This window comes from Williamsoniiplasma somnilux (genome assembly GCF_002804005.1).
Lineage (GTDB): Bacteria > Bacillota_I > Bacilli_A > Mycoplasmatales > Mycoplasmataceae > Williamsoniiplasma > Williamsoniiplasma somnilux.
On the sequence record NZ_CP024965.1, the window covers coordinates 101,531 to 125,878 of the forward strand.

Below are 24,348 nucleotides of genomic sequence, written 5' to 3' on the forward strand. Positions count from 1 at the left end.
AAAAAAGAGCTTATTGCTCTTTTTTTGTTTTCTTATTTTTTCTTTCTTCAAAAGCTTTTTTACGATCTTCTAAAAATTTCTTTCTTGCTTCAGCTCTGGCAGCTTTTTCTTCAGGTGTTGGTTCTAAATATTCTTTTCAGCTACCATCTGGTTGTTCATATTCACGATATCCACAACCAGTAGTTGTGAAGTTAGAACAACCACGTCCACGACCGAATTTTGATTTTATAAACACTAGTGTTCCTATTTTACATCTTGGACAAGGCAAATCACTAGTTTTTGCTTTTTCATTTTCTACTTTTACTTTTTCGTTTAATTCACTATAAATTTCTTTTAGTCAGTCTTTACCATTGTCTTTACCATTTGCAATTTCATCTAGTTTTGTTTCCATTTGTGCTGTGTAACCTAAATCAAATAAATGTGGGAAACCTTGGTATAAGTAATCATTTGCTGTGTAACCTTTATCAGTTACTTCAATAGCTTTACCCTTATGATAAATTGTATATTCACGTTCCTTTAAAGTAGATAGAGTAGGGTTATATGTTGAAGGTCTTCCAATTCCTAAATTTTTTAATTCTTTAATTAAAGAAGCTTGGTTAAACATTTTTGGTGGCATTGTTTTAGCATCTTCATTGATAATTTTGTCTTTACTAATTTCTACTGAAAATTTATCATTAAAAGTAAAACCTTTAGGAGCTGAATCAGTAACTTGTTCAATCACTTCTTCATTATCATCCATTTCCACATTTTCATCCAAATTATCTTTTTTAATTCCTTGGTAACCTAAATCTTTAACTTCTTGTCAAGATTGTTTGAATTCATAATTATTATTCATTAAAGTTCAACGGTGATTAATTCCACTTGGTCCACGCATTAAAGATTTAACAGTATTTCATCATATTAAAGAGTACAAACGTTTTTGAGTTTCATCCTCAATTTGAATTTGCTCTGGAGTTGCTTTTAAATCAGTCGGTCTAATCGATTCATGAGCATCTTGAGCATTTGCATCTTTTTTAACAATCACGATATCTTTAAATAAATTGTTTTCAAAATTTGTATTAATGTAATTCTTTGCATCTTTAACAAAAGCTTCTGAGTAACGATTTGAATCTGTACGAATATAAGTTACTAATCCATTTTCATATAGTTTTTGCGCTGCTATTGAAATTTGGGAAGCGCTTAATCTTAATTTTGAAAAACCATCCTGTAAAAGGCTAGCAGTAGAGTAGGGTTTAAAACTTCTAGTTTCAAATTCATTTCCCTTATATTCAACACATTGATAATTGGTATCTAATGTATTAATGATTTCTTGAGCTTGAGAGCTGGTTATGTAGCCAGTTTTTTCGGTATTAACAACTTTTTTATCTAAACCTTTGTTCAAAGTTAACAAGATATTGTTTTTTTTATCAACAACACTAATTTTTTGATATTTAACTTCTTTAAATTGTTTAATAAGTTTGTCTCTGGTTACCAAAATATTTAAAGCTGGTGTTTGTACTCGTCCAGCACTCATTAAACCTGTTGTTTTTTGCAATGATTTAGAAACAAGATAACCAATTATTTTATCTAGCATTTGTCTTGTGACTTGAGCATTTATTAAATCTTGATCTAAATCTCTTAAATTATTAAATGCATCAATAACAGCTTCTTTTGTTATTTCATTAAACGTTGCTCTTTTAATTTTGTTAGGGTCCTGTTCAAAAAGATTAGCTAAATGATATGAAATAGCTTCTCCTTCGCGATCTGGATCTGATGCTAAAACAATTAAGTCAGCAGCCTTACCTGCTTTTTTAATGGCGGTAATATTTTTAGACTTAGTTCTATCTAAAGCAAAATCTGGAGTCATAGTTTCAAGATCAATACCCAAACCTCAAGTTCCTTTATCCGCAATTCTATTAATGTGTCCACCACTTGCTAATACTGTATATTCGTTTTCAGGAAAAGCTTCTTCTAAGAAGTGTTGGATCTTGACAATTTTTGATGGTGATTCTAAAAGTACTAATATTTTCATCTATTGACCTCTTTCTATTTATTGTTTATAACACCTTTAATTTTAAAAAAAATACAAATTTTTATTTTTAAAAGCAAATTTAACAAGTTTTAATAGTCATTGTATACACTCATTTTAATATCATACCTAAATATTAATTATCTTTTTAAGACAAAAAAGGTAAGATATATTATGAGTTTATAAGGAGATATATATGAGCAAATTTAGATTAAGATATGCACCAAGCCCTACAGGATTTTTGCACATCGGAAATACAAGAACAGCTTTAATGGATTATTTATTTGCTAAACATTATAATGGTGATTTTATTGTTCGTATCGAAGATACTGATTTAGAAAGAAATGTCGAAGGAGCAATTGAATCACAATTCGCAAATTTAGAATGATTAGGAATAATTGCGGATGAATCATTTTTAAAACCTGGCAATAATAAATATGGTCAATATATGCAATCTCAAAAATTTGCTCAATACAAACAAATTGCTTTTGATTTAGTTGAAAAAAAAGCTGCGTACAAATGTTTTTGTACGAACGAAGAATTAGAAGCAGATTATGAAAAACAAACAAATTTAGGGATAGTTGCTACAAAGTATAATCAAAAATGTTTAAATTTATCATTAGAACAAATTTCAAAATTAGAGTCAGAGGGAAAAAAATTTTCAATTCGTTTTAAAGTTCCTAAAAATGAAGTATATACAATTAAGGATTTAGTTCGTGGTGAGGTTTCTTTTGATTCCAAAGAACTTGGTGATTTTGTAATTTTAAAATCAAATGGAATTGCAACATATAATTTTGCAGTAGTGATTGATGATCATGACATGGAAATTACACATGTAGTTCGTGGTGAAGAACATATTTCTAATACTCCTAGACAAATGATGATTTATGACGCATTTAATTGAAGTTATCCTTTATTTTGTCACTTAACATTAATTGTTGATTCAACAGGAAAAAAGTTATCAAAGCGAAGTGGTAATGCATTATTTTTTATTGAAGAATACAAAAATAAAGGATACTTACCAGAAGCAATTTTTAATTACATTGCCTTGCTGGGTTGATCTCCTGTTGGTGAAAAAGAAATACTTTCTAAAAAAGAATTGATAGAAATGTTTGATGAAAAACGTTTTACAAAAGCACCTTCAACATTTGATATGGTCAAGATGACTTGAATCAATTCACAATATATGAAGAAATTAGCGGATGAAGAGTATTTGGGTTTTATAAAAAAATTTATTGATGAAAAACGTTTTAATTTAAATTCTAAAAGTGCTGAATGAATTAACCAAGTTTTATTACTTTTCAAAAAAGAACTAGAATTTGGAATTCAAATTAATGATCATTTAGATTTATTTTTTAACGATATTGAAATTGATGAAGAAACTAAAATACAACTATTAGAACTTGCTGATCATTCTTATTTAATCAAGACATTTAAAGATAAAATATCAACAATGGATTCCTGAACTATTGAAAATATTAAATCCGCAATTAAAGAAACCGGAGCAGAAACCGGAGCTAAAGGTAAAGAATTATTTATGCCTATTAGGATTTTTAGTTCAAAATCACAACATGGACCTTCACTGGTAGATGTGATTTATTTGTTAGGTAAAGACAAAGTCTTAAAAAACATTGGTTAAGTAAAAGAAAAATCCTTTTCTTTTAAATATAATATACAAGTAAAGAGGTAACGTTATTTATGTACGAAAAAGTAATTAGAGATAGTGTTCACGGAGATATTATTTTTGACAATCCAATTTATTTAGAAATTATTGATACACCTGAATTTCAAAGACTAAGAAGAATTTTACAACTTGGTGGTTCAACCATTGCATACCCTAGTGCAACTCATACAAGATTTTCTCATTCCATTGGTGTCTATCATATTGTTGGCATTTTCGTTGATTCGATTGAGTTTACAAAACATGTTAGTGAAAAAGACAAAGTTTTGGTTAAACTAGCTGGTTTAATGCACGATCTTGGTCATGGCCCTTTTTCTCATACTTTTGAAAAAATCACTACACAATCACATGAACAATACACGATTGATATCATTTCTAACAAACACGGAAATATTTATCCAATACTTAAAAAATATGACATTAATCCAAAAAATGTTTGTGATATTATTCGTGGTACATATAAAAATAAAATTATTAATTTATTAGTTTCATCTCAACTTGATGCTGATAGACTTGATTACTTAATGCGCGACTCATACAATTGTGGTGTTGATTATGCTGCCTTGGATATTAACTGAATAGTTAGACATATTAAGATAATTGAGAATAAAATTGTTTTTCCTTACAAATCTATTAACGCAATTGAATCTTATTTATTGGGTAGATATCATATGTATCAACAAGTTTACAATCATAAAATGTCGATTCTTTTTGATGCAATGTTTGTTTCTTGATTTAAAAGAATTGAAGAATTATATAATTCTGGATTTGAATTTAAGAATAAAAATTTAATTTTAAATTTACAACCGATTCTTGATAAAGGAATTATAAAAGTTCAAAACTATTTAATGTATGATGATTACAAAATGGCAGAAATGTTTAAAATTTGTGTAGATGAATCAGATTTGGTTTTAGCAGATTTTTCTAATCGTTTGATTAATCGTAAATATTTTGCAATCTATAAAGAAAGCGAAATAAGGATTAAAGAAGTTAAAGAAGCGATAGCAAAGAAAAATTTAAATGAAAAATATTATCTATTAAAAACTCATTCTAAAAAATTAACAGTTTATGTTGATGGAATGATTGATGGTAAAGATGAGACCATTTGAATAGAAGAAAAAGGGATTGTAAAACCGTTATCAAAATTATCAATGTTTGCCAACTCTATGAAAACAATTAACAAAACTAATGTTGAAGAAAATTATTTATTTCCCAAAGATTTAGTGTAATATCTATTTGTTGTAAAAAAAGGAGAATTATTGATGGCAAAATTGTCCAATATTAATGCAGCTTATGAATTTTTAAAAGCTAAAAAAAATAAAGCAAAATTTGAAGATATTTCTAAAGCTGTTTTGAAACAAAACAAAATAGAATCAAACCAAAAGGATACTGCATTAGCAAGTCTTTATAGCAGCTTAGTCTTAGATAATAGATTTTCTTTAACTCCAGATGGTTCTTGAGCGTTAAAGGGAAATCTAAAATTCGAAGATGTTAAAAAACAATATGCAAATTTAATTTTTGAACCAGTTAAGAAAAAGGTTGAAGTTGAAGAAATCGAAGAATCTGAAGAAGAGATCACTGACATAATTGAAGAAGACCTTGAAAATGATGATGAAGAAATCGAAGAAGACGAAGAAGACGAAGAAATTGAAGAAATAAGTGATAAATTTTCAGATGACAACTAATTAGCCGTTTAAAACGTTTGTTTTAACGACTATTTTTATTTTAGAAAAGAGGGAACGATGGCAAAGTATGTTTTTGTTACAGGTGGAGTTGTATCTGGTCTAGGTAAAGGAATTACTGGATCTTCACTTGGGAGATTATTAAAAAATTCAGGATTAAATGTTTTTATGCAAAAATTTGATCCTTATTTAAATGTGGATCCAGGAACAATGTCTCCGTATCAACATGGTGAAGTTTATGTAACTGATGATGGAGGAGAAACTGATTTAGATTTAGGTCATTATGAAAGATTTATTGATGTCAATCTTTCTAAAAAATCTTCAACTTCTTCAGGAAGAATTTATTTAGACGTTTTAGAAGCAGAACGTCGTGGAGATTGAGGCGGCAAAACTGTCCAAGTTATTCCGCATATTACAGATCATATTAAAAATAAAGTTTATATGGCTGGTGAAGATAAAAAAATAGATGTTGTAATTACTGAAATTGGTGGAACTGTTGGAGATATTGAATCTTTACCTTTTTTTGAAGCACTAAGACAAATCAGAATGGAAAAAGGGAAAGAAAATGTACTTTTCTTACACGTTGGATTAGTTCCTTATATTGAAGCTTCAAAAGAATATAAAACCAAACCTATTCAACATTCAGTAAAAGAGATGCTAAGTTTAGGAATTCAACCAGATATTATTGTGACTCGAAGTGACAAACCAACTGGTGATGAAATCAAGAGAAAAATTTCGGCATTTTGTAATGTCCCTCACCAAAACGTTATCGATGCAATAGATACTGATTCAATTTATAAAGTACCTGTGGCTATGCAAAAACAAGATCTTCATAAAATTGTCATCGAACAACTTAAATTAAAAAAAGCAAAACCAGTTGAAATGAGTGAATGAAATAAATTTATTCAAAATATCAACGATTCAAAAGTTGATTTTGAAGTAACATTTGTTGGTAAATATACCGAAATGCCTGATGCCTATCTTTCGGTTGTTGAATCTTTGAAAATTGCGGGATATCAAGCTAAACGTAAATTAAAAATTAATTGAGTTGATGCATCACTTGTTAATGACAAAAACTACAAAACAATTTTAAAAAATGCTAAAGGAATTTTGGTTCCTGGTGGTTTTGGAGAGCGTGGTGTTGAAGGTATGATGTTGGCTGCCAAATATGCTAGAGAAAACGATGTACCTTATTTAGGTATTTGTTTAGGAATGCAAATCGCAACTATTGAATTAGCAAGAAACATTTTAGGATTGAAAACAGCAAATTCCACAGAGTTTGATAAAAATACTAAAGATCCAATTATTGATTTTATTAAAGGAATTGATAAAAATAATATTGGTGGTACTTTAAGATTAGGGAAAATGAAAACAACATTAAAACCTAAAACATTAGCATCTAAGTTATATGGGGATAAAGAAATTTGAGAGCGTCACAGACACCGCTATGAATTTAATAACATTTATCGTGAGCGTATGGAAAAAGAAGCTGGAGTTGTTTTTTCAGGAATTTATGTTGAAAAGAATCTTGTTGAAATTATTGAACTGCCAAAAAATAAATTTTTTATCGCAGCTCAATATCATCCAGAATTTACTTCAAGACCAAACAAGCCTAATCCTTTATTTAAAGGATTTGTTGAAGCGGTTATAAAAAATAAATAATTTAAAAAGAGCATATTTTATGCTCTTTTTGTATAATTGATTTATCGAAACGGGGGTCAAATGAAAACAATAATTCAAATCAAAGATTTAAAAAAATCTTTTGGTAAAAAAGAAGTTCTTAAAGGAATTAATTTAGAAATTAAAGAAGGTGAAAGAATTGCTATCTTGGGTGGTAATGGTGCTGGTAAAACAACACTTGTTGAAATCATCGCCCAAACTTCTAAACAAACATCAGGTGATATTCAAATTGACATTCCTGGAAATTTGAAAAAAGAAATTGGTATTCAATTTCAAAATGGTGAATGACCTGCAGGGATTAGTGCTAATGACATGATTCAATTCTATAAAGCAATGTTTCCTAACTTCACCGATGAATGAGAAAAAAAATTAAATTCTGTTTTTGAAATTGATGAATTTAGAAAAAGACATTTAAATCGTTTATCTGGTGGACAAAAACAAAGATTTAATGCTATGATTTCAGTTTTAAATAACCCTAAAATTGTGATTCTTGACGAATTAACAACTGGTTTAGATATGTTATTGCAATTTAAAATTATTGAATTTTATAAAACTAATACCGCAAACACAAATCAAACATTGATATTAGTTTCACATAGTCCTGAAGAAGTAGAGTTATTATGTGAAAGAATGATTATCATCCACAAAGGTCTTGTCGGATTTGATCAACCTGTTAAAGAAGTGGTTAATAAATATGGTTCAGTCAGAAAAGCGATGGACTTATATTTTGCAGGAGGTTTAATTTAATGAAAACAGATTTCAAATTAAAACAAAACACTCGTGCTTTCAACAATGTTTTTCTATTAGTGTTTAAATCTTTCGTTAGAAATCCACGTGGACCATTGTTCATGTATGTGGTACCAACATTCTTTATGATTTTATTTTATTTTGTTTTGGATTTTGCCCCAGATTCTAGCGGGATTAACCAAGCAAAAATTTTACTACCTTATTCCGTATTACCAGCTCTAACGATTTTAACCTCATTAACTCCAGCGATTATTGAATGAAAAAATTCTGTACTTTTAAAAAGGGTTGAAATAACCGGTATTTCTAAAAGTTTATTTTTACTAGCTTTATGGTTTGTTTATTTCATTATTGGGCTTTCGGGAGTCATAGTTGAAATGCTAGTAGCATTAATCATTGGTCAAAAAGATTTTTTAGACGTTTTATCTAGTTTAGATTGAGGACTATTTATTGTCGGGATTGTTTTAACAATTTTTACATCAATTGCAATTTCTTCATTTATTGGAGGAATTATGTCAAGCGATGGGGCAGCGCAAGGTGTTATTATGATGCTTTATTTCTTTTCGATTTTTATGTCGGGAATCATGTTACCTCCAGCAATCATTGAAGGGCAAGTTGTTACAAGAATAATATCATTTATTCTTCCACATAAATATGCTGTTTATCCATTGCTATATGCACAAAATTCTGTTGGATTGCAATCATTCCACGAGGTTTGAGTGCCAATTCTTATCTCGATTGGAATTATAATTAGTTTCTTTGTTGTTACATCATTTACATTCAAATGATCATCGAAAAAATAGTTCTCCCTTTACGGCGAACTATTTTGCTTTTTGAGATATAATTTAAAAGTATTATTAGGGGAGAAAATATGACTAGAATTTATCACAACAAATTAGTTAATGCTAAAGCGATGATTCAAGAAGCATACAAAAACAAATATGCAATTGGGCATTTTAACATTAATAACTTAGAATGAACTAAATCAATCTTAGAAGCAGCTCAAGCTTCAAAAACACCAGTTATTTTAGGGACATCAGAAGGTGCAATTAAATACATGGGTGGTGTTAAAGTGGTTGTAGGAATGGTTAACGGATTATTAGATTCATTAAACATTACTGTACCCGTAGCATTACACTTAGACCATGGACAATCAGTTGAAGTTGCTAAAGAATGCATTTTAGCAGGATACTCATCAATTATGTTTGATGGTTCACATTTACCATATGAAGAAAACTTAGCAAAAACTAAAGAAGTTGTTGCTTTTGCTGCTCAACATGAAGTTTCAGTTGAAGCTGAAATTGGTTCAGTTGGTGGAGAAGAAGACGGAGTAGTTGGAGCAGGTGAATTGGGTGATCCTAAAGAAGCTGCTGAATTTGCAGATTTAGGAATCGACATGTTAGCTGCAGGAATCGGTAACATTCATGGAAAATACCCAGAATGATGAAAATCATTATCATTTGAAACTTTAGAAGTATTACAAAACGCTGCTAAAATGCCGATGGTATTACACGGTGGATCAGGAATTCCTAAAGAACAAGTTATGAAAGCTATTTCATTAGGAATTTCAAAAATTAATGTTAACACTGAATTACAATTAGCTTTCCGTGATGCAACAAGAGCATACGTTGAAGCTAAAAAAGATTTAGATGATGTTAAAAAAGGCTTTGATCCTCGTAAATTATTGGCTCCAGGAACTCAAGCATTGAAAGATACATTCTTAGAATTAACTTCATGATTTGGTTGTCAAGGTAAAGCAAATTAATATTTAATTTAAAAAACCGCTTTGCGGTTTTTTTATTTTTTGAGCATCTTGTATTGTTCCTTAAATAGTTTAAAATTATGATAATTAAATAAAAAACTTGTATAAACCAGCATATTGGGCTGGCGTCTCTACACTAACACCCATGTTAGTTCTATAAGTGAAAATGCTTTTAAAAAGTTTTTTTGCTATAGTTTTAATTATATACAAGTTGAGAAAGGTCTCAATGAAACAAACACAAATCGTCATTTTAGATTTTGGGAGTCAATACACCCAACTTTTAGCTCGTCGAATTAGAGAAATGAACGTTTTAGCAGAAGTGATTGGGTTTCATCACACTAAAGCAGAATTACAAGCAAAATACCCGAATTTAAAAGGGATTATTCTATCGGGAGGACCAGCCTCTGTTTACGAAGAAGAAAATTATACAATTGACCCTAATCTTTTGGATGGACAAATTCCTGTTTTAGGAATTTGTTATGGATTACAATTAATAACTCATTTACATAACGGTAAAGTTGAACCAGCTGCCAAACAAGAATTTGGAAAGGCTCAATTATTTTTAGATGTCCCTTCAAATAAACTATTTAAAAATGTTCCTGATGGTAAATTAGTTTGAATGAGTCACGCTGATCATATCAGTGTCTTGCCTAAAAATTATATTCAAACAGCTCACTCAGATAATTCAGTAGCAGCAATAAAGCATAATGAATTTGAAATTTACGGAATTCAATTTCATGCTGAAACTACTCACAGTGAATTTGGTGAACAAATGATTAAAAACTTTGTTTTTGATATTGTTCAAGCACAAAAAGATTGATACATTAACAAATTTATTGATAGTGCCATTGCTGAAATTAAAAATAAAGTAGGTAATGACAAAGTGATTTTAGGATTGTCAGGAGGAGTAGATTCTTCTGTTGCAGCAACGCTAATTTCTAAAGCGATTGGTAAACAATTGATTTGTATTTTTGTTGACACAGGTTTGTTAAGACAAAATGAAGGTTTACAAGTTATGGAAACTTATACAAAAAATTTTGATATGAAGATCAAAATGGTTGATGCTTCTGCTAAGTTTTATAAAGCATTAAAAGGTATTGAAGAACCAGAAACAAAACGTAAACTAATTGGAAAATTATTTATTGATGTCTTTACAGAAGAGGCTCGCAAATTATCCGGTGATGCCAAGTGATTGGCGCAAGGAACAATTTATCCTGATGTTATTGAATCTTCAAAAGAAGGACATGTATCCAAAACTATTAAATCACACCACAATGTTGGGGGATTACCGGAGGATCTTGGCTTCGAACTTTTAGAACCACTTAGGGATTTATTTAAAGACGAAGTTAGAAATGTTGGGCGTGAATTGGGAATTCCTTCATTGATGATTGATCGCCATCCTTTCCCAGGGCCAGGTCTTGGAATTAGAGTTATTGGTGAAGTTACAAAAGAAAAATGTGATATTTTACGTAAAGCTGATGCTATTTTTATCAATGCCTTAAGAGAAAATAACTTATATAATAAAGTATCACAAGCACATGTTGTTTTACTCCCGATTAAAACAGTGGGGGTTATGGGTGATAATCGTACTTATGAATTTGTGGTTGGATTAAGAGCTGTTAATACTATTGATTTTATGACAGCAACATCATCACATTTACCATGAGAATTTTTGGATTCAGTAGTCAATAAAATTATTAATGAAGTAAAAGGTGTTAACCGAGTTGTTTATGATATAACTTCTAAACCACCAGGAACAATAGAATGGGAGTAGTAAATATGAATAGTGATAATTTGAACGGAAAATTAATTGGTGATGGTTTAACTTTTGATGATGTTTTATTAGTGCCAGCTAAAAGTGAAATTTTACCAAATGAAGTTAATTTAAAAACGAAATTAACTAATACTATCAATTTGAATATTCCTTTAATTAGTGCAGCTATGGATACTGTTACAGAATCAAAAATGGCAATTGCATTAGCAACAATTGGTGGAGTTGGAGTCATTCATAAGAACCTATCAATTGATTCACAGATTAAAGAAGTTAAAAAAGTTAAGTTAGCCAAAATTAAAAAAGTTTTAGATTTTGAACCAGTTTTAGATAATCAAGGTAGACTACTTGTTGGTGCAGCTGTTTCAACTAGCGCCGATACTATTCACAGAGTTGAAAAATTGGTTGAGGCTGAAGTGGATTTTATTGTTTTAGATTCTGCTCATGGTCATTCAAAAGGTATTATTGAAACAATTAAAAAAATTAGAGAACAATTCTCAACATTACAAATTGTTGCAGGGAATATTGCAACTGAAGCAGCAGCTAAAGATTTAGTAAAAGCAGGTGCCAACTGTTTAAAAGTTGGAATTGGACCTGGTTCAATTTGTACCACACGAGTTGTTGCAGGTATTGGAGTTCCTCAAATAACTGCTATTTCTAATGTTTATCGTTATTGCGAGCAAAATAAGATTCCTTTTATTGCAGATGGAGGAATTAAATATTCTGGAGATATCGTTAAAGCAATCGGAGCAGGAGCAAACGTTGTTATGTTAGGTTCAATTTTTGCAGGAACTGATGAAACTCCAGGAGATGTGATTGCTTTAAATGGTCAAGAGTTTAAACGCTATGTAGGAATGGGATCAATGGCCGCAATGGAACGAGGCAGTGCTGATCGTTATTTTCAAAAGGGTAATAAAAAATTAGTTCCTGAAGGAATTGAATCGATTGTTCCCGCTAAAGGACCTGTTAGTGAAATTGTTTTTCAATTACTTGGAGGACTAAGATCAGGAATGGGTTATACTGGATGTGCTGATATTGAAACTTTAAGAAAAGAAGGTAAATTTATCAAAATAACAGCAGCAGGATTAATTGAATCTCATCCTCATGATGTCAAAATTGATAAATCAGCTCCAAACTACAAAATTAACGACTAAATAATGTGTAATATTTAGTAAAATAAATTAGGTTTTACTATACAATTAATATTGTACTGACAAAGTATCTAAATAAAACATAGTAAAGGAGATCAAGTCTATGCCAAAAAAAGATATTCATCCAAAATACTTCAACGAAGCTAAATTTGTATGTACAACATGTGGTAATGAATTCGCTTGTGGAACTGTAAAAGGGGAAGAAGTTAGAATTGATGTTTGCTCAAATTGTCACCATTTTTATACTGGGAATCAACAATTTGCAAACAATCAAGGTCGTGTTGAACAATTTAAATCTAAATTCGCAAGAAAAGATGAAATCAAAGCTAACGTTGAAAAAGCATCAGCTGAACAAAAAGCAGCAAATGCTAAAAACAAAAAATAGTTCAACTTACTTAATTTAAAAGGACTTAGGTCCTTTTTCTTTTTGTTAAAAATGCTTTAAAATATATATTAAAGACTAGGAGAGTTTTTATGAGTTATAAACTAAATAAAATTACTTTCATGAATAAAAAAGCTCCTTTAAAATCAATTGATTTAAAAGCACCTAATTCTAAATTTACAGACATTTTTGTTTCTGATAAAATTCAAAATAGATTTGTTAAAAGAGTTTTACAAGGTAAAGAAAAAATTGCCAAGGGTAGATATCAAATTGATAATCAAGAATTAATTGGCTATGGTTTTGCGAAAACTAAAATACAATTTATTGGCCAGGATAAATGGGTAGACCGTTTGATACCCCCAAAATGAATTTTGTATGGGAGTCTTTTTTTTGATTTAAAATTTGTGCGACAAGCACGGGTAAAAACAAATGATAAAAAATATGATTATTTATCATTTAAAGATTCTGAAAATGATTTAGATGACATGAAGATTAGAAGAAAAATTGATTTAGTTATTTCTAAATTCATCAATGATACTACTAAAGCTGAAGTTCAATTGCTTGAAGACTATTTTTCAAAAATTAGTGTAATCAATAACGAAAAAGCCACTAAGATTTTTTCTGATTATTACGTACAAATTAAGGTTCTCGCAAATGAAAATGCCTCATTAAGAGAAGAGTTAGCAAATTCAGAATTGTTATTAACTTTTTATCAATCCTTATGAGATAAAATTTATTCTTTTGATGAATTGCGTAATTCTTGCACTTGTGAATTTAATGTCAAAGCTTCTTCGAATAAATTAATGAAAAAAAAATTAACAAAATTTAAATATAGCCAAACTCATTTTATGGTTAAAAAACAATTGAAGTTTATAAATATTAGGATTAGTGAATTGCGCATTTTAATTTATAAACTTAAAAAAACCAAGAGAAGGGTTTCTAAACAGTTAAGTCTTGAAATTACAAAATATCATACTTTTAATCAAATTGATAAACAAAAACAATTAGAAATCACAAATGAATTAAATAATTGAAAAAATTTTAATGGTGACTTAAGACAAGAGTTTGAAATTAAACAAAAAGAAATCTTTTTTGATTTATTAAGTCATGAAAATATTATGGTTGGTAAAAAAATTATTTATTTAATTCATGAATATCACACAAAAGTTTTATCAAGCACCGAAGAAATGGGTAAACAAAACGAATTCAAAATTTTAAAACGTCATTATAAAAAGCAAATTGAATCAATATTTGAGCAAGCTCATGATTGAATCAATGAAATCATTAATAAACTAGACATTAAATTTGATTGATATTTGAAAAATGGATTTAAAATTTCGTCTCTAAATGAAATTTATTTAAAAATTATTCAAGCAATTAATTTAAAAAAAGATAATATCATCTTAACTAAAAATATTGCCTTGTTTTCTAAGAACGATTTAAATAGTTTGAACAAAACTTTTAAAAAAATTATTGAACATTATCCTGAATTAACATTCATTGGCTTATCTGACAATTTTTATGAAATTTCAGATTTTTCAAAAGAAATATATACTCCTGATAAAAAAGGTAATTTAATAAGTGTGAGTCCTTCAAAGTTATACGATTTAAATTCAGGGGTTATTAGAAATAAATGATTTACAAACTATAACATATTTGCCTATAAAAAAGTTGATAACGGAATTGAAATTGAAAAGAAATTTTGAAGTCTTAACGAACATACATTTGAAGATGCAGGAACAATTTTTATCAATCCTTTCGAAATTAAAACAAAAGAAAACCCTAACGTTAAAGAACAGTTACCTTTAATTGTTAAAATTAAGTTGACAAATAAATTTGTTGATAAAAATATGCACCTTGGAATTACCGAGCACGGAAATCGAATTTATTTTTATTCAAAAAGTAAATTCGATGTCAATAATGAATATGTTATTTATTTACAAAATACTTCAATAACACAAAAATTTTAAGGAGATTTATGGATAAAAAAATTGAAAAAAAATTAGTAGAAAAAATTAATGAATATAAAAATATTATTGTTGCCAAACATATATTGCCAGATTGAGATGCTCAAGGATCTGCGATGGGTATGGCTCACATTATTAAAGAAAATTTTAAAGGTAAAAAGATAGTTGTTGTGGGCGATCGATTAAATGATGATAAAGATTTTTGAATTGACTCAAAAGATTTAACTGATAAATTTATTAAAAGCGCTTTAGTAATCACTGTCGATACAGGTACATCATCAAGAATAGATTTCGAAAAATTTAGTTTAGCTAAAGAAATTTTTAAAGTTGATCACCATATCCCTGTAGATAATTACGGAAATGAAAACTTAGTTGATGTTTCTGCAATTGCTTGTGCACAAGTAGTAACTTTGTGGGCAAAAGATATGAAATTAAAAGTCAATCGTAAAGCTGCAACAAATTTGTATAAAGGTTTATTGACTGATTCTAATCGTTTTTTATTTCCCGCAACAAATGTTCACACATTTGAAGCAGCGATTGAACTAATTAACTCTGGAATTGATTTAGAAGAAATTCATAATTATCTTTATGTTGGAAATTTAAATCTTAGAAAGTGAACTAATTATGCATTTTCAAAAGTTGAAATATCAAAAAAAGGTGTAGCAATTATAGTAATTGAAGAAAAAGATTATAAACCATATAAATTAACTTACGACGAAGTTAAATTGGCGCTATCTACAATGGCGGGAATTGATGAGATTAAAATTTGATCAACTGTAATCGTTTGAAAAGGGGTTAACAAAGTTTCATTACGATCGCGTAAATATGATGTTAATACTGTTGCTGTTAAATATAACGGTGGAGGTCATAAATTAGCATCAGGTGCTGAACTTGATAAAATATCAGATTATAAAAATTTAGTTAAAGATCTTGATAAATTAATCAAGTAAAAAAATAAGGGGTTAAATGATAAATATTTTTACAAATAATAATGAAAAAAAATTAGGTTGAATTGAGTTGATTACAGGTTGTATGTTTGCCGGTAAAACGGAAGAGTTTATTCGTAGATTGAGAAGACATGGTTATGCTAAACATAATGTAATTGCTTTTAAGCCAAGTATTGATTCAAGATACAATATTAATTCTATTTCATCGCATTCTGGTTCAATGCTTCCTTCTTTTCCGATTCAATCAACAGAAGAAATTAAGATAATTTTTGAACGTGAAAATAAAAAACGTAAAATAGATGTTGTGGGAATTGATGAAGTACAGTTTCTAGACGAAAAAATTGTTGATTATATCAATGAATTAGCCGATAATGGTATTATTGTTATTGTGACAGGTTTGGATAAAGATTTTAAATCTCAACCATTCCAAAACGTTGATCGCTTATTGCCAATGGCTGAATATGTTGATAAATTAACTGCAATATGCCATAGTTGTGGTAATTTAGCTAACAGAACACAAAGAATTGTTGATGGAATTCCAGCTAAATGAAATGACCCATTAATTTTAGTGTCAGCTGCTGAAAGCTATGAGGCAAGATGTCGAAATTGTTATATTAGTCCGCCAAAAGAATAATTTGAATTTCAAAAAAAAGAGAGGTATTAACTTATTATGAATCCAAAAACTTTAGAAGCTTTAGAAACAATGGAAAAACGCTTGAATCAAATTGATTCAGATTTACAAAAAGAAGATGTTGCATCCAATATCAAAAAGCTAACAGATTTAAATAAAGAACGTGCCTCACTAGAAGATATAGTTAATAAATTTATTGAATATAAACAAATTTTATCTTCAATCGCAGAAGCTAAAACCATTTTGACAACTGAAAAAGATAAAGAAATGATTGATTTAGCTAAATTTGAACTTGAAGATTGCGAAAGTAAATTATCCCCATTAGCAACTTTAATTGAAGAAATGTTAATTCCAAAAGATCCGAACGATGACAAAAACGTAATTATTGAAATTAGAGGTGCAGCCGGTGGCGATGAAGCTAACATTTTTGCAGGTGATTTATATAAAATGTATAAATTATATGCTGAAAAGGAAAACTGAAAAATCAATATAATGGAAGCCTCTCTTTCAGAAGCTGGTGGTTATTCACAAATAGTTTTTATGGTTAAAGGTGATAAAGTTTATTCAAAACTTAAATTTGAATCAGGTGCCCACCGTGTTCAACGTGTTCCTAAAACTGAAGCCAAAGGAAGAATTCAAACTTCAACAGCAACAGTTGCTGTTTTACCAGAAATGAGTGATGTTGAAGTTGATATTAAAGCATCAGATTTAAGAATTGATACTTATCGTGCATCAGGAGCTGGTGGACAACATGTTAATACTACCGACTCAGCAGTTCGTATCACCCATATTCCTTCAGGGGTTGTGGCCGCTTCTCAAGATGGTCGTTCACAATACGATAATAAAGATATTGCGATGGCAATGTTAAGAGCCAAAGTGTATGAAGCTGCCGTTGAAAAACAGCAAGCAGAAGCTGGTGCTGCACGAAAATCTGCTGTCGGGACAGGATCTCGTTCAGAAAAAATTCGCACATACAATTATCCTCAAAATCGCGTAACCGATCATAGAATTGGTCTAACTTTAAACAAGTTGGACCAAGTAATGGAAGGTAATATCGATGAATTTGTCGTTGCTTTAATGAATGAAGAACAAAGACTTAAAGTTGCAGCTCAATTAGAGGAAAATATTTAACATGATTTTATTAGATGCTTTTAGAATTTTGACTAATTTAAACATCAGCCTCCCAAAGGCTGATGTTTATCATGTTTTAGAGAAAATTACTAAAAGAGATCGTCAATGACTTATTAATAATTTTGATAAGCCGTTTAACCAAAAAGAAAATTTGGAGATGATAATTGAAGAATTACAAAGCGGTAAGCCGTTAGCTTATATTTTGAAGGAAAAATATTTTTTTGGATTTAAATTTTATGTCGATAGCAGAGTTCTCATTCCTAGACCTGAAACAGAATTGTTGGTTTCAGAAGGATTGAAATTTTTAGAAGAAAATCCGCAAGCAGTTGTTAGTGATGTCTGTTGTGGTTCTGGTAATATCGGAATTTCAATTAGCAAAATAAAAAATATTTCAATAAATTTAATTGATATTTCTCGTGAAGCTTTAGAAGTTGCTCAAATTAATAGTTTAAAAACTAAAGTTAATATTTTTCAAGGAGATTATATTTGAGCTTTAATTGAACAAAATATTAAATCAGATTTGATTTTGGTCAATCCACCTTATATCAATAAAAATGATTTAGAAGTTAAGGAGTCTGTATTTAAGTATGAGCCAAACCTTGCTTTGTATGCTGAAAATAATGGTTTAATTTTTTATAAACATCTCTTTGTAAACTACAAAAAATTAATTAATAATCTTTCTAAATTTAAAATAGTTATGGAATTTGGATGAAATCAAAAAGAAGAATTAGAACTTATGGCCCATAAATTTTTAGATTTAGAAACCACAAGTTTTAATTTTTTGAAAGATTATTCAAATAATTGAAGATGTATAATTATAGAAAATAGATAAAGAAAGGAGTAAAATGAATAAATTAAAATTTAACTTTAATTTTAAAAATAATCTTAATTGAAAAATTAAAGATGCAAATCTTGAAATTCAAAGAAAAAACTGAGCTTTATATAAGGTTTCGTTTTTTTCTGCGCTAATTTTTTTAGTAGTTTTATCTCCTTTTTATGTTTTTATTTACATAACTCAAAATAATATAAACTTAGATTTTTATCTTCAAAATATTAACATTTTAAGTGAACATTTAAATGTTCCTAATAACTTCCAAATCATCGGTTTACTTTGAATGTCGGTTGGATTTATCGTTTTAAGTTTAATCTTAATATTATTTTTAAAGCCGTTTGTAACTATGAAAAACAGAACTGAAAATATGCGTTTAATTTATGTAATGACTTTAACTGGTTCATTTACACTTTCTTTGCTTTTGGGTGCATTGAGTCAATATAATTATTCGCAATTTGAAGAATTTTTTAAATACGAAGCACTAACAACCGCTGATACTAAAGTAGAATGAATTAAATTTATTTCTAGTTATTTTACTAAAAACTGAAACGATAAAATTGATATATATAATTGACAATCTAATACAATTGTTTGATGATCTATGTTTATGCAATTAATGGTTGTTTTTGGAATTACTATTACTGTACAAAATAAAATTTTCTCTAAAAAAGATAACCAAGGAATTGAAAGATACATTACATACACTTTGCGCTCAAAAAATATTTCAGCTAATAAAACTTTAAAAAGTTTTTTAAGGATTTTTAGAGTTAGCGAAAAAACAATGTCCGGATGACTTATTATAGTTGCAATCTTTGCGATTTTGCCACAATTAATTTTTACTATTTTGTTAACAGTTCCAACAACTAACATAAACTCGGTTTTAAATTGAACTTATAAAATTAATTATTTACTTCAAGATTATTCTACTAGTCCAGCAATTAATGAAGCTTATAATAATTTAATGAATGGAACGAATAATGGGTCATTTTTTATCGTAAATTCACTACCGATAATCATGACGGGTGTAACTATTTCCTCAACTTTCTTTTTTGTTTCAGCTTTGATTAGAGGTAATAATTCTTCTGATTCTATATTTGCTGCTCAATACTTTGTATTGTTTTTGGGATTAATAACTTTAACTTCGTTCAGTGCTTACACTAAAATTGAAATAAATAAAATTGCTGAACTCTGAAATAGCGACAATACAGCATCATCTTGGTCTAACTATTTAAATGTTATCCAAGAAGGTATCAAAGATGATTGAAAAAGTATAATCACGTTATATCCTTTAAATGGAATTCAAGGTAAATTTAAATTAGAATGATTGTCAACTAACTCAACAATTGCAGAAACAATTATTGAATTATCATTTATTATCGCTACTTTTGCTATTGTGGGTTATGAATCTTTTAAAATAAAAAATAATAAATTAATCAATTAAATGAAAAGGTGATTCTCAATAATGTTAAAAAATAAAGCTATAAAATCAGCTATTGAAAAATTGAAAAAGAACAAAATTGTTATTTTACCAAGTGACACAATTTATGGGCTTTCAGCTCTTTTTAATCTTGAAAATGAAAAGCGAATTAATGTTGTTAAACAAGCCCCACTGGATAAAAAAAACATCGTTTTGTTTAGTTCGATAAAACAAGCACAACAATATGGCTTATATTTAACAGACGAAATTATAAATATCTTAAAAAGCACTAATCCAACAACAGTTATTCTTTTAGATCAAAAAGAAACTATAGCTATTAGAATTGTCAAACGTAAAGATATTGCAAAAATCATAAAAAAGGTAGGACCAATATTTTCTTCTTCAGTCAATTTACATAGTCAACATCAAATTGGTGATCAAAAAAAATTGAGTGAATTTGTTTTCGATATAGAACTTTTTTGAGATGGAGAGCTAAACTCCCAGCCTTCTAAAATTTATAACTCCTTAACAAAAGAGTGAATAAGATAATTATGAATAACTCAAAACTTGGTGACATAACAAATTTAATTAGTTATGATGAAGAAACTTATTCATATAAATTCGAAAAACCGTTAACCACTTTAGCAGAACATCAAAAAGTTTTATTAAAAAATAAAATTGGAAAAAACAATGAAATTTTACTACCGACAATTAATGAAATTTGTACAAATATTTATCCATTCATTGAAAAAAGAAGTAACGAATTAATTAACACATTAATTTCGAGAAATAAAAGAATTAAAAGATTAATTTTTAATGCCATTGAAAAACGTAAAGATATTGAATTAAATTTTGAACCATTAGATGAAAAAGATAAATTTATAATAAATTTAGCAAAATCAATTGTTCATGATTTGAACAAATTTATCTACAAATACGAAATTGGCAATCTTTATGCTAATAAAACTTTTTTGAACAATGATATCAATTCATTTTACATTGGCACTGTTGATTTAATTGCACAATCTAAAAATAATATTTACATTGCAACTTTTAAAATAAGTCGAAGTGGCTTTAATCAAAAATATTTGGCAGAACTAGCCTTGCAAAAAGAATTGGTTGAATCCAATTTAAATTATAAAATTGCTGATTCTTTTATATTTAATCCTCGTGAAGAACGTGTAATCATTAAAGCTCATAATATTTCTAAAGGAGAATTTTATAAAATGAAAGATTTTATAAAATTCTGGGCAAATAATTAATTTGCTTTTTTAAGCATCTTTAAGTTAAAATCATTATTGTAAAGAGTTTTTTAAAAGAAGGAGGTATTCATGAGTGCCTACGAATTAATTTTTGATTACAGAGATAATAAACACCATAATAATGATTTTTTAAATTTGATTAAAAAATCTGGAAAATCTTGTTTAGAAGATTGAATGACAAAGGGTCATTGAGATGAAAATTATGTACCTTTTGCATTGATTAATAATAAGGGCGAAATTGTAGCTAATATTGGTGCTATTAAATTTTCTTTATTTATTGAAGGTGTCAGATATAATGCCGTTCAATTGGGACAAGTAATTATTAAAGATAGTCATAAAGATCAAAACCTTGAAGAAGAACTTATTGCTCTAATTGTTTCTAAATATGAAAATATAGTTGATGTTATTTTTTCTTATGATCCAGAAATTTCTCCTTATCTTATTAAAAATCATGGTTTTATGGACGCTCACGAATACAAATACTTTAAAGATTGAGATCCCAATTTAGAACCATCGGGAAATATTATAAAAAAAATTGATACAGATGGTTCAAAAGAATTAGCCTATATTCAAACCGAAATTAAACATTCAACCAGAATGAGCAAAAAAATTGCAACTAGTGGTGATTCGCAAATTAAGTTATTTAATATTTTAAAATATTTTAGAAAAAACGTTTATTATATACCTTCTTTTGAAGCTATAGCAGTATTTTCTTTTACTGATGGATTATTTCAATTAGCTGGTGTATATTCTAAAAATAATATTGAAATTGATGAACTATTAAGAGTTATTGTTCCATTAGGAATTAATAAAATTGAATTTGGATTTATTCCTTATGTTAGTGATTTACAAAAACAACCATTGAAATACAATACAGGTCATATGCCTAAAATTCATAGATTAGCTATAAATGCTATTTCTGCACCAATTGATTTTGAATCGGTTTTATTTCCAATGTTGTCAAGAATAAAATAAGCTTTTTGCTTATTTTTTGCTATTTTAGGAAAAAAAGAGAAAGGGTTATTTAAAGATGAAAACAATTTTGCAAAAATTTAATTTAATTTATTTTAAAACTAATTACGTCAAAAAACGTCGTCGTGCTTATAAAACTTTTTTAGGAAGTTATATGCTTGAAACAAAGCAATTTAATTACGCTTCAGAAGTTGATAAGAAAAATATTCTTTTAAAAAATTTTAATTTTTTAATTCGTTTAAACGGTCAAAAAGAGGATGAATACATTGATCACATGAATGTCATTCGCTTATTATCGAGCGAACTTTTTTACTTATCAACGAATAATATTGATGCTGAAGTTGCGATTCAATTAGATGAAACTGTCGCAGATATTTTAAATAATTTAAATTTAATTTCTGTTTCAGAAAATTTAGAAGCTGAGATTATTAGAGATTTAAAATTTACCCCCGAAGAACGTCTTCAATATTTCGACTATAACAAAGTTTATTCGAATATTGCCACAACTTTTTCAGCTCCTTTTATTCAAAGTTCTCATTTTTATAGTTACTATGTTTATGGATATTATTTATCAATGTTTTTAAATTTACATTATTTTGCAAATAAAGAATTGGTTCTTGAAAAAAATTCTTTATTTTTAGCAAAATTAAAAATTCAAAACAAAATGATTGATGCCATCAGAACTATTACTCCAGAAGAATTTAATACATTTATTTTAAGAACAAACACTTGAATTAGTAAAATCAATTTCAAAAAACTTAATAAGGGGGTATCAAAATAATGAGAAGACAAGTTGCATCATTTGGTTCATTATTATTCATGTTTTCTTTTTATGTGATAGCTGTCTCGTTGTTAGCATATTTTTTATCAACTCAGTTTTTATGAATTTTATTAGGCGTTGAAATTTTATCAATATTTTTTGCTTTTTACGTAATGATTAATAAAAAAAGAAGAATGGAAACTCGAATTAGATGATCAATCTTTATTGTGTTTTTTCCAATTCTTGGTATTGGTTCATATGTATATTTCGGACGTATGTACCATTATGACACGGTGAAAGATTATAAGTATAAAAATTTTAGTGATTTTGGTAATAAAACCAAAGATCAAATGTTCGATCATGTTTTACCGGTAATGAATGAAGATATTCCTGAATATAAACGAGCATTTATGATGGGGTTAAACGAGCAATCTGATTTAATTTATAAAAACACTTCTGTGTCTTTTTTACCAAACGGAACTGATGCTTGAGTTTCTATTTTTAATGATATTAGTTCAGCTAAAAATTATATATTAATTAATTTGTACATAATCGAAGACGGAGAACTTTGTAGAAATTTTGTTCAAGCTTTAAAAAATAAAATCGAAGAAGGAGTTAGAGTTTACATAATTTATGATTTTGCTGGGTCATATGCAAAATTTGATTTAAAAGTTCAAAAGGAATTAAAAATGATGGGTGCACACTTAGTTCCTTTTTCTCCAATTGTTATGCCTTTTGTAGATTGAAAGGCTAACTATAGAGACCACAGAAAAGATTTTTCAATAGATGGAAGAATTGGTTATACTGGAGGAATTAATTTATCTGACGAATATATTAACATGAGCAAAAAATACGGTTATTGAAATGATAGTATGGTTAGGGTTGTCGGGGAAGCTGTTCAGGGTATAGAAAAAATATTTGCATCAGATTGAAAATTTATTAAAAAAGGTAAGGAAAAAATCACTGATTGAGAACCAGAAGTAGGGAAATTACATCCTAAAAAAAATAATAACAAAGATTTAATCCAAATTGTTTCTTCTGGTCCAAATCATGCCTCACCTTTGCATTTAGATCTTTTACTAAACTTGATAGGTTCTGCTCAAAAGCGTATATGATTATCTACACCATACTTTGTTCCACCAATAGAATTAATTAAGGCCATATCTTCTGCTGCCAAATCTGGTATTGATGTTAGGTTGGTGTTGCCTGGAATGAGTGATAAATTCATGTTGTTGGATGTATCTAAAAAATGAACAGATGAACTTTATGAATCTGGTGTTAAAGTTTATTCGATGAATAATATTTTTAATCACACTAAAGCATTTTTGTTCGACGACGAGATTTGTTTCACAGGAACAACTAATATGGATTTTAGAGCTTTATTTACAGACCAACAAACAATGTTATTGGTCAAGTCCAAAGAGTTTAATTCTCAGTTAGAAAATCGTTTTATAGATGATTTCAAAACATCTTTCTTATATAATTTCAAACCTTCAAGAGAACATAAATGATTTACAAGACTTATTGTTAATATATACAACATTATTTCACCGTTGTTATAATAATTA

22 protein-coding genes and 1 riboswitch are annotated in these 24,348 nt (G+C 28.4%); of the genes, 21 read left to right on the forward strand and 1 reads right to left on the reverse strand.

All coding sequences use genetic code 4. The annotated features are described in order from the left end of the window. Positions 1–10: 10 nt before the first annotated feature. Positions 11–2,011: a type IA DNA topoisomerase gene (locus ESOMN_RS00425; RefSeq protein ID WP_024863841.1), complete on the reverse strand. Its 2,001-nt coding sequence runs from the start codon at positions 2,009–2,011 to the stop codon at positions 11–13. A 193-nt stretch (positions 2,012–2,204) separates the two neighbouring features. On the opposite strand from ESOMN_RS00425, the gene gltX reads away from it, so the two are divergent. The 21 genes from gltX to cls all read left to right on the forward strand — a co-directional run bounded on the left by gltX (position 2,205) and on the right by cls (position 24,342). After that, positions 2,205–3,647, forward strand: coding sequence for a glutamate--tRNA ligase (gltX, locus tag ESOMN_RS00430; protein WP_034942682.1), 1,443 nt, complete (start codon positions 2,205–2,207; stop codon positions 3,645–3,647). A 59-nt stretch (positions 3,648–3,706) separates the two neighbouring features. Beyond that, positions 3,707–4,918, forward strand: coding sequence for an HD domain-containing protein (locus ESOMN_RS00435; RefSeq protein WP_024863840.1), 1,212 nt, complete (start codon positions 3,707–3,709; stop codon positions 4,916–4,918). Positions 4,919–4,951: 33 nt separating this feature from the next. Beyond that, entirely contained in the window at positions 4,952–5,374 is a 423-nt protein-coding gene (gene rpoE, locus ESOMN_RS00440; RefSeq protein WP_024863839.1) for a DNA-directed RNA polymerase subunit delta, read from the forward strand. 57 nt (positions 5,375–5,431) lie between these two features. After that, positions 5,432–7,033, forward strand: a complete 1,602-nt coding sequence (locus ESOMN_RS00445) for a CTP synthase (RefSeq protein WP_024863838.1) — start codon at positions 5,432–5,434, stop codon at positions 7,031–7,033. A 60-nt stretch (positions 7,034–7,093) separates the two neighbouring features. Beyond that, positions 7,094–7,798: an ATP-binding cassette domain-containing protein gene (locus ESOMN_RS00450; RefSeq protein WP_024863837.1), complete on the forward strand. Its 705-nt coding sequence runs from the start codon at positions 7,094–7,096 to the stop codon at positions 7,796–7,798. Further along, complete coding sequence (locus tag ESOMN_RS00455; RefSeq protein ID WP_024863836.1) at positions 7,798–8,598, forward strand: ABC transporter permease; 801 nt, start codon at positions 7,798–7,800, stop codon at positions 8,596–8,598. Before ESOMN_RS00450 ends, ESOMN_RS00455 begins: the two co-directional genes overlap by 1 nt. A gap of 68 nt (positions 8,599–8,666) precedes the next feature. Next, a complete protein-coding gene (fba, locus tag ESOMN_RS00460; RefSeq protein ID WP_024863835.1) occupies positions 8,667–9,560 on the forward strand; it encodes a class II fructose-1,6-bisphosphate aldolase in 894 nt (297 codons plus the stop codon). Positions 9,561–9,655: 95 nt separating this feature from the next. Continuing rightward, a riboswitch (nucleoside riboswitch) is annotated at positions 9,656–9,719 on the forward strand. 64 nt (positions 9,720–9,783) lie between these two features. Then, positions 9,784–11,331 (forward strand): glutamine-hydrolyzing GMP synthase, encoded by a 1,548-nt coding sequence (gene guaA / locus ESOMN_RS00465; protein ID WP_024863834.1) that lies wholly within the window; start codon positions 9,784–9,786, stop codon positions 11,329–11,331. 5 nt (positions 11,332–11,336) lie between these two features. Next, complete coding sequence (gene guaB / locus ESOMN_RS00470; RefSeq protein ID WP_024863833.1) at positions 11,337–12,482, forward strand: IMP dehydrogenase; 1,146 nt, start codon at positions 11,337–11,339, stop codon at positions 12,480–12,482. A 100-nt stretch (positions 12,483–12,582) separates the two neighbouring features. Beyond that, positions 12,583–12,864: a 50S ribosomal protein L31 gene (gene rpmE, locus ESOMN_RS00475; protein ID WP_024863832.1), complete on the forward strand. Its 282-nt coding sequence runs from the start codon at positions 12,583–12,585 to the stop codon at positions 12,862–12,864. Between the two features lie 89 nt (positions 12,865–12,953). Next, complete coding sequence (locus tag ESOMN_RS00480) at positions 12,954–14,831, forward strand: hypothetical protein (protein ID WP_024863831.1); 1,878 nt, start codon at positions 12,954–12,956, stop codon at positions 14,829–14,831. Positions 14,832–14,839: 8 nt separating this feature from the next. After that, positions 14,840–15,778: a DHH family phosphoesterase gene (locus ESOMN_RS00485; protein WP_034942675.1), complete on the forward strand. Its 939-nt coding sequence runs from the start codon at positions 14,840–14,842 to the stop codon at positions 15,776–15,778. A gap of 16 nt (positions 15,779–15,794) precedes the next feature. Next, positions 15,795–16,409, forward strand: a complete 615-nt coding sequence (locus tag ESOMN_RS00490; protein WP_024863830.1) for a thymidine kinase — start codon at positions 15,795–15,797, stop codon at positions 16,407–16,409. A 36-nt stretch (positions 16,410–16,445) separates the two neighbouring features. Beyond that, a complete protein-coding gene (gene prfA / locus ESOMN_RS00495; protein ID WP_024863829.1) occupies positions 16,446–17,537 on the forward strand; it encodes a peptide chain release factor 1 in 1,092 nt (363 codons plus the stop codon). Position 17,538: 1 nt separating this feature from the next. Beyond that, positions 17,539–18,369: a peptide chain release factor N(5)-glutamine methyltransferase gene (prmC, locus tag ESOMN_RS00500; RefSeq protein ID WP_024863828.1), complete on the forward strand. Its 831-nt coding sequence runs from the start codon at positions 17,539–17,541 to the stop codon at positions 18,367–18,369. 13 nt (positions 18,370–18,382) lie between these two features. Continuing rightward, positions 18,383–19,810, forward strand: coding sequence for a hypothetical protein (locus ESOMN_RS00505; protein ID WP_024863827.1), 1,428 nt, complete (start codon positions 18,383–18,385; stop codon positions 19,808–19,810). 21 nt (positions 19,811–19,831) lie between these two features. After that, positions 19,832–20,335: an L-threonylcarbamoyladenylate synthase gene (locus ESOMN_RS00510; protein WP_024863826.1), complete on the forward strand. Its 504-nt coding sequence runs from the start codon at positions 19,832–19,834 to the stop codon at positions 20,333–20,335. Positions 20,336–20,337: 2 nt separating this feature from the next. Further along, the gene (locus ESOMN_RS00515) at positions 20,338–21,048 is read left to right on the forward strand and encodes a hypothetical protein (protein WP_024863825.1); all 711 of its coding nucleotides are present in this window, start codon (positions 20,338–20,340) and stop codon (positions 21,046–21,048) included. A 69-nt stretch (positions 21,049–21,117) separates the two neighbouring features. After that, complete coding sequence (locus ESOMN_RS00520) at positions 21,118–22,023, forward strand: hypothetical protein (RefSeq protein WP_024863824.1); 906 nt, start codon at positions 21,118–21,120, stop codon at positions 22,021–22,023. A gap of 55 nt (positions 22,024–22,078) precedes the next feature. Beyond that, a complete protein-coding gene (locus ESOMN_RS00525) occupies positions 22,079–22,801 on the forward strand; it encodes a hypothetical protein (RefSeq protein WP_024863823.1) in 723 nt (240 codons plus the stop codon). Beyond that, the gene (gene cls / locus ESOMN_RS00530; RefSeq protein ID WP_024863822.1) at positions 22,801–24,342 is read left to right on the forward strand and encodes a cardiolipin synthase; all 1,542 of its coding nucleotides are present in this window, start codon (positions 22,801–22,803) and stop codon (positions 24,340–24,342) included. The genes ESOMN_RS00525 and cls overlap by 1 nt, the downstream gene beginning before the upstream one ends. The last annotated feature ends 6 nt before the right edge of the window (positions 24,343–24,348 follow it).